The following is a 12,454-nucleotide window of genomic DNA, read 5'->3' on the forward strand; positions in this document are numbered from 1 at the left end:
CATGCCGGGTGGCATGCTCACCCGGCTATCGGAGGCGATGATGAAATACAGCACCACGCTACCCATCAAGGCACTGCCTACGGCGGAGAAGTACAGCGGCAAAGGGCCAGCCTATACCCGTCGCTTTCACGTAATGGCCAAGCCTACTGGCTCACGCTGCAACATTGACTGCACCTACTGCTTTTATCTGCACAAAGAGAATTTATTGCATCAGGACAAACCTGGTATGTCCGATGAAGTGCTGGAGGCGTTTGTGCGTCAGTACATTGACAGCCAGGATGGTGAACAAGTGGTTTTCTCCTGGCAAGGCGGCGAACCCACGTTGATGGGGCTGGAATACTTTGAAAAAGTGGTCGCCCTGCAGAAGAAATACCAGAAGCCGGGTCAGCGCATCGAAAATGATCTGCAGACCAACGGCATTTTGATCAATGACAACTGGGCGAAATTCCTTAAACAGCATCGTTTTCTGGTGGGCTTATCAATTGATGGCCCGGCAGAACTGCACGACCGTTATCGTCTGACACGCAGCGGTAAACCGACTTTTGACAAAGTCATGGAGGGTGTCGCCGCCTTGAAGCGTCACCAGGTGCCGTTTAATGCGTTGGTGACAGTCAACCGTACCAATGCCCGTTTTCCGTTAGAGGTTTATCGCTTTTTAACACGTGAATTAGGCGCGACTTACATCCAGTTCAATCCCTGCGTGGAAGCGGTGGATTTCAAACAGACCGCGCCGCAATTCTGGCGTGATGACAGCATTCCTATTACCGGTACACGTCGTGCTAAGCCAGGCGATCTCGATTCGATTGTCACTGACTGGTCTGTTGATCCGGAAGACTGGGGTCACTTTTTGATCGCGGTATTCGAGGAGTGGGTGAACAACGACTTAGGGCGCGTGCAGGTCAATCTGTTTGAGACGGCTGTCGCGCAAACCATGGGGATGCCAGCACAGATTTGTGTCACCTCGGAATTTTGCGGTAAAGGGCTGGCTATCGAGAAAAATGGCGACATCTTTTCCTGTGATCATTACGTTTACCCCGAATACCAGCTCGGCAATATCCATGACACTAAGCTGGCCCACCTCGCTTTTTCTGAACGGCAAAAAGCCTTCGGTATGGGTAAGCGTGACACCCTGCCAGGCGCCTGCAAACGCTGTCCTTATCTCAAGTTGTGTTACGGCGAATGCCCGAAAAATCGGCTGGTGCGCAGTGAGGAAGGCGAGTTAGGACTCAACTATCTGTGTCCCGGTATTAAGGCGTTTTTTGATTACGCGCAACCGATTCTGGTCGGCATCGCCACGCTGCTGCAACAACAACCGGTGGAGCATGCCTGATGGATATTCGGCAAAAAATCCTGGCGCTTGAAGCGCAAATGAATCAGCAGGTGCTGGGGCAGCAGGAGCTGGTGCGCATGTTGATTATCGCGTTGCTGTGCGATGGCCATGTGCTGCTGGAGGGGTTGCCCGGCCTGGCGAAAACCCGCGCGGTGCGCGAGCTGGCGAGGCACATTGAGGGCGACTACAGGCGCATTCAGTTCACCCCGGATTTATTGCCATCCGATATTACTGGCAGTGAAATCTATCAGCAAAACGCTACCCGTGAAGAGGATCAGTTCCGTTTCCGGCCGGGTCCGGTGTTTGGCAATCTGATCCTGGCGGATGAGATTAACCGCGCTTCCGCACGTGTGCAGTCGGCTCTGCTGGAGGCGATGGAGGAGCGGCACGTTACGGTTGCGGGGAAAACCTGGCCGCTGCCAGGCGTGTTTATGGTGCTGGCGACGCAAAACCCGGTTGACCAGGAGGGAACCTGGCCGTTGCCGGAAGCGCAGCTGGATCGCTTTCTGATGAAAGTACTGGTGCACTACCCCTCAAAAGCCGATGAACAACAGGTGATGCAACTGGTACGCGCGGAGCAGCAGGCTAAATATCAGCCCTCGCGCGCAACGGTATCAGTGGAAAACCTTAACGAACTGCTGCTGACACAAGCTGAAATTTCCCAGTGCTGGCAGGAGATTTCAACTCTGTATGTGGCCGAAACCATTGAGCAATACATTGTGAATCTGGTAGAGATGACGCGCCACCCCGATCGGCTCAGTGAGACCTTTGCCAGCTATATCTTATTGGGTGTCAGCCCGCGCGGCACGCTGGCGCTGGATCGCTGCGCACGCGCGCAGGCGTGGCTGGCAGGCCGTGATGCGGTGCTGCCGGAAGATGTGCAGCGGATTGCCCCGGCAGTTTTGCGCCATCGGTTGATGCTGAGCTATCAGGCGCACGCGGATAATTGTCAGGCTGACGATGTGGTGAAAATGCTGCTTGATGCGGTGGTGGCGTAATGTCGAAGGCCTTGACCATCGACCGGGCAGCCCTGATGGCGCTGGCAGCGGAGGCGCATGCGTTGAACAATCCGCCGGGCCAGATACCACCCGGTGCACTGGCCGGCGAACGGATCTCGAAGCAGCAAGGGCGCGGTCTCAATTTTGATAGTTTGCGTCGCTATCAACCGGGTGATGATGTGCGCTTGATCGACTGGCAGGCTACTGCAAGGCTGCGCTCGCCCTGGATCCGTATGTACAACGAAGAGCGCGAAAGGCCGGTGTTTATTGTCATCGATCAGCGTCTGGATATGTACTTTGCCACGCGTGGGCAAACCAAATCGGTTGCCGCCGCGCGTATCGCCGCACTGATTGCCTGGCGCTGCTGCCATGATGGCGATCGGCTGGGGAGCCTGATCTTTACCAATGATGATTTCACGTTACTGCCTTGCCGTTCACCCAAAAACAGCTTAGCCCCCCTGGTGGAGCAGCTAGCCCACTTTAATCAGGATTTGCCGCGCCGTTACCGCGAAAATCTGCCCGGTGAATTGTCACTCACGGAGATGCTGCAACGCATGGTGCAGCGCGTACCGTCTGGCAGCTGGCTGGCGGTAATCAGTGACTTTCACGACCTCGATAAGCGGGCGGTCGCCCTGCTGGCGGATTTAAAGCGGCGCTGTGAAATCAGCGCCTTCGTCACGCTGGATGATCTGCATCTGCGTTTACCTGCCCACGGCCAACTTTCAGCGCACTATCAGGCACATCAAACCACTCTCACTTTAAATGCCGGTCTGCGTGACCGTATCCGTCAGAGCGTGATCGCACGGTTAGCTGAGCAGAAACAGCGCCTGTCACGTATCGGCGTACGGGTGAATCAGATTGTGGTGAGCGAAGACCTGCTGTCGCAGCTGCAAAGGGGGATGTGATGCTGGCCAAAGGATTTAGCGTGCCGGACTTACAGCACCCCGCGTTACCCGGCGCGGTTTCCTGGTTACCGCTGCCTGTGGGTTGGTATGGATTGGCACTCGTCGTGGTGCTGGCTGGACTGTTGTATGCCCTGCTTCGTCTGGCGCGCTGGCAGCGTAATCGCTGGCGGCGCGAAGCCAGAGCGTTACTGGCTGACACTCAGCGCGTCGATGACTGGATCGCGTTAATTAAACGTATTCAGCTGGTTCATCAGCCCCGATCGCACATCAGCGCGACCCTTCGCCCTGCGACCTTGCTGGCCGGTATGCCGCTGGATGATGAGCTGTGCCAGATCCTCTGCCAGCGTTATTGTCAGCCTGACAATCTGTTGGATGTTGCGCTGAATCAGCGGTTATCACGGCAGTTGACCGCCTGGCTGGAGGGATTACCGGATGTCTGAATGGATGAGCCGTATCGATTTTGCCTGGCCATGGGCCTGGCTGCTGCTGTTAGTGCCGCTGGCGATGCGATTTTTTCTGCCTCAAGAGCCGCAGGTGCGTGAGCAGGTACGCGTGCCGTTTCTGCCTGAGTTAATGCAGAACCTGCAACTGGAACAGACGGTGCCGCGCCCTTCTGTCTGGCAATCGCTCGGCTTCGTGTGCGTCTGGCTGTTGCTGGTGTGCGCTATATCTCGCCCGGAATATCTCATGCCACCCCAGCAAATTATCAAGCCGATGCGCAATATGGTGCTGGTGTTAGATGTGTCGGGATCGATGGAGACCAACGATGCGCAGCAAGGGCTCAGCCGCTTGCAGGCAGTACAGCGATCCGTGCGTGAGTTTATTGCCCAGCGTAAAACCGACCGTATTGGACTGGTGATCTTCGCCAGCAACGCCTGGCCGTTCGCCCCGTTGAGTGAGGATAAGCAGGCGTTGCAGGCGCGTATTAACCAGCTTGCGCCCGGCATGATCGGCCAGCAAACGGCGATCGGCGATGCGCTGGGCGTGGCGGTGAAACTGCTGGACAGCAGCGGCGACAGCGAAGCCAGCAAGATGGCGATTTTGTTGACCGATGGCAACGATACCGCTTCACAGCTGTCACCGAAACTGGCCACGCAGCTGGCGGCAACCCATCACGTTGAGGTGCACACCATTGCCTTTGGTAATCTCAACAGCACCGGCGATGACAAAGTTGATGTTGCCCTGCTGCAAGACATCGCCCGGCAGACCGGTGGCAAGGCGTGGACGGCATCGTCTGGCGGTGACGCGTTGCAAAGTGTCTGGCAGCAAATTGATGCCATGACGCCCGCGCAGGTGAAAAGCACCGGGTTCTCCTGGCATCGTCCCCTTTATGCCTGGCCGCTGACGCTGGCGTTACTCGTGTTGCTGGCCATCAGCGTGATACGACATGTGCGGGGCATGTATCGATGAGCGAATTCCATTTCATCTATCCCTGGCGTCTGTTGGCGTTATTGTTAACACCGCTGCTGTTTCTGCTGACCCGAGGGACACAAAGTGCCTGGGCGCAGATTATGGACCGCGACTTTGCGCAGGCGCTGATCAAACAGCAACGCTCACAATGGCGCACCATGCTGCCGTGGATTTTCGCACTGGGCGTCATTGCCTTGGCGGCCCCCAGCTGGCAGAAGGAACAACCCGCCGCGCTGACACCGCAAACCAATGTCATGTTTATTTTGCAGCAGGATCTCAGCATGCTGGCCAGCGATTTGCCGCCCAGTCGTCATCAACGCATGCAACACAAAATCGCTACTTTGCTGTCGCAGTTACCGGGCACGCGGGCCGGGTTGGTGGTGTACCGTGGCGCCGCGTTTCTCACCACCCCACTCACCGACGATCAGAATTTCTTCTCGCTTTTTCTCAACGCGCAGCAGCCTGGCCAGTTACCTGACGATGCCGGATCGGGCTTGCAGGCCGCCATTAAACTGGCGCAGCAGAATTTGCCGTCTGCGGCGGACCAGCCACGGAGTCTGATTCTGGTGGTGGATAACCTTAGCGCCGCAGACGCCGCCTGGCTGGCAAAGCAGACGCTGCCAATACAAGTCTGGGTGCCTGGCACCGCACATGGTGGCAGACTGCCGGATGAGTTAGCAGCAAGTGGCATTGATACCCGGTTGAATGTCGCGCGGTTCAGCCAGTTGCGCGATAACGGCATACCAGTCACCTTGGCTGGAAACGACGACCAGGATCTCAAGACCATCGTTTCTCACATTCAGCAGGACGTCACGGCGCAACAGCAAGCGCGCCAGGATTTGCACTGGAAAGACAGCGGTTATCTGCTGGTAGCCCCGATGCTCCTGATGCTGTTGTTATGGCGACAGCAATTGCTATGTCTGGCATTGCTGCTTATCCCCATGACGTTCTACTCCCCGGTAAGCCATGCCGCCTGGCTGGATGCCTGGATCAGTCCCGATAAACAGGGACAGCTGGCATTTGATCACGGTGACTATCCTCGGGCTGCTGAACATTTTAACGATCCCTTGCGCCGGGGTATCGCGCTCTACTATGCGCGAGACTTTGTTGCGGCGACGGCGGCTTTTCGTGCCGCGCCTGCCAACGCGGAATCGCTGTTATGGCTGGGCAACTGTTACGCCCAGCAGAAGCAGTGGCAGCAGGCGCTTAATCGTTATGACGAGGCGCTGAGCCTGCGTCCTGACTGGGCGATGGCGCAGCAAAACCGCGCCAAAGTGGCGGAGATTGTGGTGCAACTGCAGCAAAAAGAGCGTGAACGGCAGGATGAACAAAGAAAAGAGGCCGACGAAAGTCCCGATGAGATCAAACAGGATCTGAAGAAAAACCAGGGCGTGAATCAGAAAGATATGCAGCCGCTGGATAAAGCGGCACCGCAAGTCAACCAGTGGTATGACAATCTCAGTTTGTCGCCCGGTGGGCTCTTGGAAAATCTCTACCATTCACCCCCTGCGGAGGCACCATGAGACGCTGGCTGCTGTTGCTGAGTCTGTTCACGCTCTGTTGTCAGGCAGAAATCACGCTGACACGTGACCTTGTCACGCCAGAGCAGATGGTGCCGGGACAGCCTGCTCGGGTGGTGGTGACCTTCTGGACAGACAGTTGGTTCAATCCACCGCCAGAATGGCCAGATATGCCTATTGAACAAGGCATGCTGCTGACCCGAGAAGTACCGAATGAGCTGGTCTCGCGCAACCAGGACGGTGTGAACTGGAGTGGGATACGTATGCAGCGTGAGGTGATGGCATGGGGTAATGGCACGCTGCGTTTTCCCGCCATGGATATCACCTTACAAGCGGCGGGGCAGCCCCCGCATACCGTTCATCTGCCCGAGTTAGTTAAATCGGTTGCATGGCCAGCGGGCGTGCAGCAGCCGGACCGCTTTCTCCCTGCCAGCGCATTACAGCTGGATCAAAAATGGACGATCTATCGCGCCGCAGAAGATAACCAGTTGCATGTCGGGGATGTGATTGAACGCGAAGTCAGGTTACAGGCGAGGGATGTGATTGCGGCGCAAATCCCCCCGCTGCTGTTTGCGATTGCCGGGCGCAGCGAACAAAAACTGCCGCCTGTCACGCAACCCTTAATCGTCGGACGTGATGAGGTGGTTGGCGTGCTGCGTGAGGAGCGGCTGCGATATATCCCCGATCGGGCGGGCACACTGACGCTGCCGCCGGTGCGGTTACGCTGGTGGGATACCACCCATCATCAGTGGCAGCAGCAGGAATTACCTGGCGTGACCTATCAGATTGCCCCACCCCGTGCGGGTGGCGATGAGAATGCCCTGCGAGGTTCAACCGGTGAAGACGGCTGGCACCTCGCTTACGGTCTGGCGGGTATTTTACTTTTGCTGCTGATGCTGTGGCTGTTACGGCATCCACTGTGGCTGGGTATACGTTTTTTTGGCCATCAGGTGTCAGGGATGTGGCGCGCAACACCGCTTCCCGATCTCATCCCTCATGAAAGGACAAAACCATGAAATTCAGGCTGCTTGTAGCATTCACTCTATTGGGTTGTGTGCGTCTGGCGCAGGCCGACGATCTCCCTGCATGGAATGACACCCCGGCAAAACGCGCGATAGAACAGTGGGTCAATCAGGCCACGCAGAGTGGCAGTAAGACCTTTATCCCAGAGAACCAGCGCTATGTGGTGTTTGATAATGACGGAACTTTGTGGCCTGAAGCCCCGCTGACGTTCCAGCTGCAGTTTGCGCTGGATGAGATCAAGCGCCTGGCACCTACACATCCCGAATGGCACTCCAACCCGCTGATCAAAGCGGTGCTGAATAATGACCTCGCTGCTATCAAGCAGGAAGGCAAAAAAGGGCTGTACGAGATTTTGACGCTGACGCACAGCAACATGACTACCGATGAATTCAGTCAACGGGTGAGTCAGTGGGTTGAAACACAACGTCATGCGCGTTTCGGCTGCCGCTACGATCAACTGGGTTATCTGCCGATGCGGGAACTATTGGATTATCTGCGCAAGAACGGTTTTAAAACCTGGATTATCTCCGGCGGCGGCGTCGATTTTATGCGAGTGCTGGCGGAGAAAATGTACGGCATTCCAGCGGAGCAGGTGGTGGGGTCGTTTTCATTTTCCGAATTTGCCCTCAGTGGTGATGGCTCGCAGTTGCGTAAAACCATGAACGGTGCGTTTCTGGATGATGAAAGCGCCAAACCTGTTGCGATTCATCTCTTTATGGGGCATCGCCCGGTGGCAGCCTTTGGCAACAGCGACGGGGACGTGCCAATGCTGCAATACACCACCACTAACCCGAACGCCAAAACCTTTGGTTTGCTGGTGCACCATACCGACGCCGCACGCGAATATGCCTATGACAGTCATCCCCCTGCCAGCGGAAAGCTGGTCAACGGCCTGGTATTGGCCAGGAAAAATGGCTGGACGGTGGTGGATATGAAGCAGGACTGGAAGCAGGTATTTGATCCTAAATTGTGCCCATCTTCTCCTCAGTAAGTTGAAACAGGAGCTGCACGGTGAAACGCTATCAGTTTATCTTTCTCACCTTCTTAACTTTGTACATTACAACAGCCTTAGCTGATGACGATTCACGCCCTCTCCGGTATTGTTGCCAGCCATGCTACCTCCACGACAACAAAGGAACTCGAAATTTCCTTCCTGTTCGTCTTCATCCGCTGAGATAAATTTGACTGTATCAACGTGTTTATCCACTTTGACAGGTTCGTTTTTAACGTCTTCCAGCTTCTCTTTCTTCATAACGAATCACTCCGAGAAAGCTATATTGACAGCATTTAGCGCAATGTTATGCGTTCAATGCTTCCTTGATGCTGAACTCCAGCAACTCCTTAAATTGAATATATTACATATTCAGGAAATACTCAGATATTGGAAAGAATAATCTCATTGACTTTGAACTTTACCAAATTATTAAGTTGGGGTTTACTTAATGAAATTGGTTGGTTTTTTACTTTTTATTCGTTTGGGATTTACTGAGTGTGAATATTTTAGAACAATATTGCCGCTTGCATGGATTATCATCTTTTATGGAAAAATTCGTTATGAAAAATTTTACTTTGCTTTTACTTACTCTTCTTTTAACAGGTTGTGTAGAATATCAATGGGTTAAGCCTGGTGTTACACAGCAGCAGGCAATTCTTGATAAATCGAATTGTGCAGTAGAGGCACTCCGCGAACTGCCACCGGGTAATATAATAACCGGTAAATATATATCACATGATGAAAAGACAAAACGGCAGAACACTCATTACTACACCAGTGATCTCAACGAAAGCCAGCGAAGTGTCCTTATTAACAACTGTATGTATCGGCAGGGCTGGTCGTTAATTAGAATTGAGAAGTAACACTCACTAACTGCTGATGGACGCCATGTTACCACCCCACCGGTTAGACCGATGACGGGTTGGATGATTTAACACGACCCTGAAGCGGGCTAACGATGGTTGGGGTGCTGCAGTAGCTTCGGGTCCAATATTTCGCAGAAAACCGTACCCGGCACCATTCTGAACATTTTCTCTCATAAGGCAGGCGTTTTCATTCATGTCAGGGCATAACTCTACTTATGCACGACAGACTTTCCCTATGGGATCGGCTATAATACTATGTTAAATCTTGAGATTTACTTTATCTTGAGAAGGAATCATTATTGCAACATCAATTTTTTAAAGAGAGTTGATTAATGAACAGTTATTTTTCAGATAATGTAAAAAATAGTTATGTAAAGGAGAGCTTAGAAAAACGAATAGCAAAATACGGCAATATTAGCCACGCCTATGCAGTAATGGATAAGAAAAATACAGATAATATACTAATCATTAATAACATTTCAGAAGATTTTGCCAACGCGTATCTTGAAAATAAATATCAAAATATCGATCCTGTAGTTATCAATGCGCTGAATCGCGTTACCTCTTTTGTCTGGGATGATAGCATAAAGATTAATTCTTGTTGGCCCATGGATAAGGTTTTCATTTTAAAATCTTTTAGCTTTTTATGTGGGTATACTTTTGTTCTTCATGACCACTGTAATAATCTGGCAACATTATCCTTATATTTCGATAAATTTTTGATGGCTGACGTCGGTGAACTTATAGAAAAACATAAAAATGACTTTCATGGAATTTTACTTGAAACTCATGAAATGCTACTTCAGGTATACAGGAAACCTGGAGAAATGAATGCAGCTAATACGGTTTTGTCTACCCGTGAAGCTGAAGTGCTCTACTGGAGCAGTACCGGAAAGACCTATGCTGAAGTAGCTGAGATCCTGCAAGTCACCGTTAGCACGGTAAAATTCCATATGGGAAAAACAGTCAGAAAACTTGGTGTTAAGAATGCAAAACATGCCATTAGCTTAGCCAATGAACTCAACCTTATTCCCGGCTCGATAAATAATTCTCAGCGTCATCCACCCTATCAAAAGTGATCGCTCAGCCGATCACCGAACTCATTGCTTTCGCATTTAAAGGATCGCGCTATTTATGAACGCAATGACATTTATACAACTGTCTTCTGCGGCTCACGCCAGATCGGATAAAATTCAGGAAAACCTTCTACATGTCGGGCAGATCCTCCATATCGAAAACCAAAAGGTCTGGATATTCCGAGTCCACCACGCCTTGTGCACTCAGAATAACAAGGCATACTCTCTTTATCGAGTATAGTAGTTAATTCTCTGAACAAAGTTTTCATCACTCTTGCTCCATCATGGCCCCGATATGCGCTCTCGACTGCCGTGAGAAACAAATAATAATGAGGTGGGGTTCGGGGATGATAATTGTCACACCCTTTCATCCATGCAGCAACAGTCGTATAGTCTGATCCACACGCCTGGCGTAGACGGTGATCAATATCAAGAGATTCGTTGCTTTTCTCAATCAGTTCAGGTCGAAAATAGATCTGAACTCCCGCATAATTTTCGACAAGTAGTATGCCGCCATACTCTCTGGCCAGATCAACGTAGATACGAAAAAAACGCCACAGTCTGTCAATCCGACCTACCGGATTAGGGAAGACGAATTTATATATCGGATCGTTGAAAAATTCAGCTGCCAGAAGATCACATATATTATCTAAATCTGAATCCCTGACCTGTATACATTGCATTTTAATCTCCTTATTTAATTAATTGGACAACAGATAATCATTCCATTTCACTCTGGGCATACTTATTTATCCAGGTTTTACTTAACCAAAAAATAATAAAAAATTAATCAGAAAAAGCATCTGCCCCCCTTAGAACCATGACAAGTAGATCAATCGCGGAACGGGTGACATGTGGCATGATCACTATGTGGGCGAACTTTCCGATGCCACTGAGGTGAAATTGTTGGAATATTTTATCCTGTGGCCGGGTAAAGCGGACAACCAGCGACTGTGGCCCCTGTGCTACCTGAAATGAAGGATGAATGGTTTTAACCGCTTCCAGTTGCTCACTGGCATATATAGCCAGTGCCACACATCTGGCGGCCGTTTCTGCCTGCATCTGTGAGGTGACAGTGGTGATAGTGTACCAGAGTAGCAAAGCAGACAGACCGTTCCGGCTGCCAGACAACGTGGTGTCTGGAGAGTTAACATATTCAGGATCAGTGGCAGGTAACATCCGGTACTTTTCTTTGCTCATATAAATGCCCGAAGCAAATGGTGCGCCATACCACTTATGCGAACTCATCACGATTGAACTTACCCAGGGAAGAGAAAAATCAAACTGCGGTCCTTTCTCTGGGGTCATTTTCTGTTGAAAAGCCATTTCAAGGTAAGGCAGGTAAGCTGCACCCAGCGCACCGTCAATATGGATCCAGAAATCCGGACGACTGTCACTATCAGTCAGAGTACAGAAATTGTGTTGTGCAAGAACCGGGGATAAATATTCCCAGACAAGTATTGGGTCATCAAACGCGCCCTGGAAAGTGCTTCCAATATTAAGCACAATAATAGGCGGATGCCCCTTCGCAGCGAAAAAACCGACCAGCATTGCGAGCAATTCAGGTTTGATAGCCCCATGTTCATCCACAGGTATTCCCCGTGGCCAGTGACCATCTGGCGTAACAGGGCATTGGCCAGGGTAATCCTTATTACCGGTTTCCTGAAAAGTGGCGATGCCTAACATACGAGAACTTTTTTCCATAGAGTAATGCGACTCCACTGAAAAAAAGAGTATCGGATGGCAGTTTGTTGAGTGATTTAACTTTCCGGAAGTTAATTTAGTGTGAAAATATTCGCGTGCACTCCAGAGAGAGTACAGATTTCCTTCAGTTGCGCCCATGCCCAAAATATATCCCCAGTATGATTCTGGGATTAACGGAGTTCGGGACGTGGCATTCCATAATCTGGAAAAATATTCAAGAACTTCCCGCTCTAACTCACGTGTGTTCAACAGTGTAGAATTGGCAAGGAAGGGATCACCTATATTGCTTATATGTAGATTAAAAAAAGGGAAAATTTCAGAATAGTCGAATGCCTGATTGGACAGAAATCCCAGAGACGTTGCTTTCCGACTATGAAGGTCTAAATATATATTTTCGAGCCTGGCCTGAGTCAAGTCTGAGTTGGATTTTTTTTCCATAAAAAAAGAGAGTCCTTTCTTGAGTTTGTATAACCTGCATCAGTTGCATGGCTGAGCGCGATAGCCAGAACATGTACATCTACTGTCAGATGGATTTTACTCTGGCGGTTTACACCATATTCACCAATGTTTCTGGTTGGTCAATGACAACTCCAAAAGCGCATAGATGAGCTACCAGCCCCGTCAGTAA

At 51.2% G+C, this 12,454-nt stretch carries 13 protein-coding genes; 10 read left to right on the forward strand and 3 right to left on the reverse strand.

What is annotated here, in order from left to right:
• The first annotated feature begins 40 nt into the window (after nucleotides 1-40).
• From AC6I8V_RS26065 to AC6I8V_RS26100, 8 genes are read left to right on the forward strand one after another with little or no spacing between them, the layout of a single operon-like run.
• Nucleotides 41-1,330, forward strand: coding sequence for an anaerobic sulfatase maturase (locus tag AC6I8V_RS26065; RefSeq protein WP_497847201.1), 1,290 nt, complete (start codon nucleotides 41-43; stop codon nucleotides 1,328-1,330).
• Complete coding sequence (locus AC6I8V_RS26070; protein WP_497847149.1) at nucleotides 1,330-2,328, forward strand: AAA family ATPase; 999 nt, start codon at nucleotides 1,330-1,332, stop codon at nucleotides 2,326-2,328. Before AC6I8V_RS26065 ends, AC6I8V_RS26070 begins: the two co-directional genes overlap by 1 nt.
• Nucleotides 2,328-3,233: a DUF58 domain-containing protein gene (locus AC6I8V_RS26075; RefSeq protein WP_497847150.1), complete on the forward strand. Its 906-nt coding sequence runs from the start codon at nucleotides 2,328-2,330 to the stop codon at nucleotides 3,231-3,233. Before AC6I8V_RS26070 ends, AC6I8V_RS26075 begins: the two co-directional genes overlap by 1 nt.
• Entirely contained in the window at nucleotides 3,233-3,673 is a 441-nt protein-coding gene (locus tag AC6I8V_RS26080; protein ID WP_497847151.1) for a DUF4381 family protein, read from the forward strand. The genes AC6I8V_RS26075 and AC6I8V_RS26080 overlap by 1 nt, the downstream gene beginning before the upstream one ends.
• Nucleotides 3,666-4,643 (forward strand): VWA domain-containing protein, encoded by a 978-nt coding sequence (locus tag AC6I8V_RS26085; protein WP_497847152.1) that lies wholly within the window; start codon nucleotides 3,666-3,668, stop codon nucleotides 4,641-4,643. The genes AC6I8V_RS26080 and AC6I8V_RS26085 overlap by 8 nt, the downstream gene beginning before the upstream one ends.
• Nucleotides 4,640-6,166 (forward strand): vWA domain-containing protein, encoded by a 1,527-nt coding sequence (locus tag AC6I8V_RS26090; RefSeq protein ID WP_497847153.1) that lies wholly within the window; start codon nucleotides 4,640-4,642, stop codon nucleotides 6,164-6,166. The genes AC6I8V_RS26085 and AC6I8V_RS26090 overlap by 4 nt, the downstream gene beginning before the upstream one ends.
• Nucleotides 6,163-7,179 (forward strand): oxygen tolerance domain protein, encoded by a 1,017-nt coding sequence (locus tag AC6I8V_RS26095; protein ID WP_497847154.1) that lies wholly within the window; start codon nucleotides 6,163-6,165, stop codon nucleotides 7,177-7,179. The genes AC6I8V_RS26090 and AC6I8V_RS26095 overlap by 4 nt, the downstream gene beginning before the upstream one ends.
• Complete coding sequence (locus tag AC6I8V_RS26100; protein ID WP_497847155.1) at nucleotides 7,176-8,177, forward strand: HAD family hydrolase; 1,002 nt, start codon at nucleotides 7,176-7,178, stop codon at nucleotides 8,175-8,177. The genes AC6I8V_RS26095 and AC6I8V_RS26100 overlap by 4 nt, the downstream gene beginning before the upstream one ends.
• A 66-nt stretch (nucleotides 8,178-8,243) precedes the next feature.
• On the opposite strand, the gene AC6I8V_RS26105 is transcribed toward AC6I8V_RS26100, so the two are convergent.
• Nucleotides 8,244-8,438 (reverse strand): hypothetical protein, encoded by a 195-nt coding sequence (locus tag AC6I8V_RS26105; protein ID WP_497847156.1) that lies wholly within the window; start codon nucleotides 8,436-8,438, stop codon nucleotides 8,244-8,246.
• A 239-nt stretch (nucleotides 8,439-8,677) separates the two neighbouring features.
• Here AC6I8V_RS26105 and AC6I8V_RS26110 point away from each other — a divergent pair, with 239 nt between their 5' ends.
• The gene (locus tag AC6I8V_RS26110) at nucleotides 8,678-9,043 is read left to right on the forward strand and encodes a hypothetical protein (protein ID WP_497847157.1); all 366 of its coding nucleotides are present in this window, start codon (nucleotides 8,678-8,680) and stop codon (nucleotides 9,041-9,043) included.
• 335 nt (nucleotides 9,044-9,378) lie between these two features.
• Nucleotides 9,379-10,125, forward strand: coding sequence for a helix-turn-helix transcriptional regulator (locus AC6I8V_RS26115; protein WP_497847158.1), 747 nt, complete (start codon nucleotides 9,379-9,381; stop codon nucleotides 10,123-10,125).
• Nucleotides 10,126-10,196: 71 nt separating this feature from the next.
• On the opposite strand, the gene AC6I8V_RS26120 is transcribed toward AC6I8V_RS26115, so the two are convergent.
• Both AC6I8V_RS26120 and AC6I8V_RS26125 read right to left on the reverse strand, forming a co-directional pair.
• Nucleotides 10,197-10,805, reverse strand: coding sequence for a hypothetical protein (locus AC6I8V_RS26120; RefSeq protein ID WP_497847159.1), 609 nt, complete (start codon nucleotides 10,803-10,805; stop codon nucleotides 10,197-10,199).
• 103 nt (nucleotides 10,806-10,908) lie between these two features.
• A complete protein-coding gene (locus tag AC6I8V_RS26125) occupies nucleotides 10,909-12,264 on the reverse strand; it encodes a pyridoxal-dependent decarboxylase (protein WP_497847160.1) in 1,356 nt (451 codons plus the stop codon).
• Nucleotides 12,265-12,454: the final 190 nt, after the last annotated feature.

Source organism: Pantoea sp. X-Soil-TKNS-1207, from assembly GCF_059730485.1.

Excerpts from the sequence above, each read along its gene's own strand:
- AC6I8V_RS26095 (WP_497847154.1), top strand. The coding sequence starts at position 6,163 with ATGAGACGCTGGCTGCTGTTGCTGAGTCTGTTCACGCTCTGTTGTCAG.
- AC6I8V_RS26070 (WP_497847149.1), top strand. The coding sequence starts at position 1,330 with ATGGATATTCGGCAAAAAATCCTGGCGCTTGAAGCGCAAATGAATCAG.
- AC6I8V_RS26065 (WP_497847201.1), top strand. The coding sequence starts at position 41 with ATGAAATACAGCACCACGCTACCCATCAAGGCACTGCCTACGGCGGAG.
- AC6I8V_RS26085 (WP_497847152.1), top strand. The coding sequence starts at position 3,666 with ATGTCTGAATGGATGAGCCGTATCGATTTTGCCTGGCCATGGGCCTGG.
- AC6I8V_RS26090 (WP_497847153.1), top strand. The coding sequence starts at position 4,640 with ATGAGCGAATTCCATTTCATCTATCCCTGGCGTCTGTTGGCGTTATTG.
- AC6I8V_RS26115 (WP_497847158.1), top strand. The coding sequence starts at position 9,379 with ATGAACAGTTATTTTTCAGATAATGTAAAAAATAGTTATGTAAAGGAG.
- AC6I8V_RS26080 (WP_497847151.1), top strand. The coding sequence starts at position 3,233 with ATGCTGGCCAAAGGATTTAGCGTGCCGGACTTACAGCACCCCGCGTTA.
- AC6I8V_RS26120 (WP_497847159.1), bottom strand. The coding sequence starts at position 10,805 with ATGCAATGTATACAGGTCAGGGATTCAGATTTAGATAATATATGTGAT.
- AC6I8V_RS26105 (WP_497847156.1), bottom strand. The coding sequence starts at position 8,438 with ATGAAGAAAGAGAAGCTGGAAGACGTTAAAAACGAACCTGTCAAAGTG.
- AC6I8V_RS26125 (WP_497847160.1), bottom strand. The coding sequence starts at position 12,264 with ATGGAAAAAAAATCCAACTCAGACTTGACTCAGGCCAGGCTCGAAAAT.
- AC6I8V_RS26100 (WP_497847155.1), top strand. The coding sequence starts at position 7,176 with ATGAAATTCAGGCTGCTTGTAGCATTCACTCTATTGGGTTGTGTGCGT.
- AC6I8V_RS26075 (WP_497847150.1), top strand. The coding sequence starts at position 2,328 with ATGTCGAAGGCCTTGACCATCGACCGGGCAGCCCTGATGGCGCTGGCA.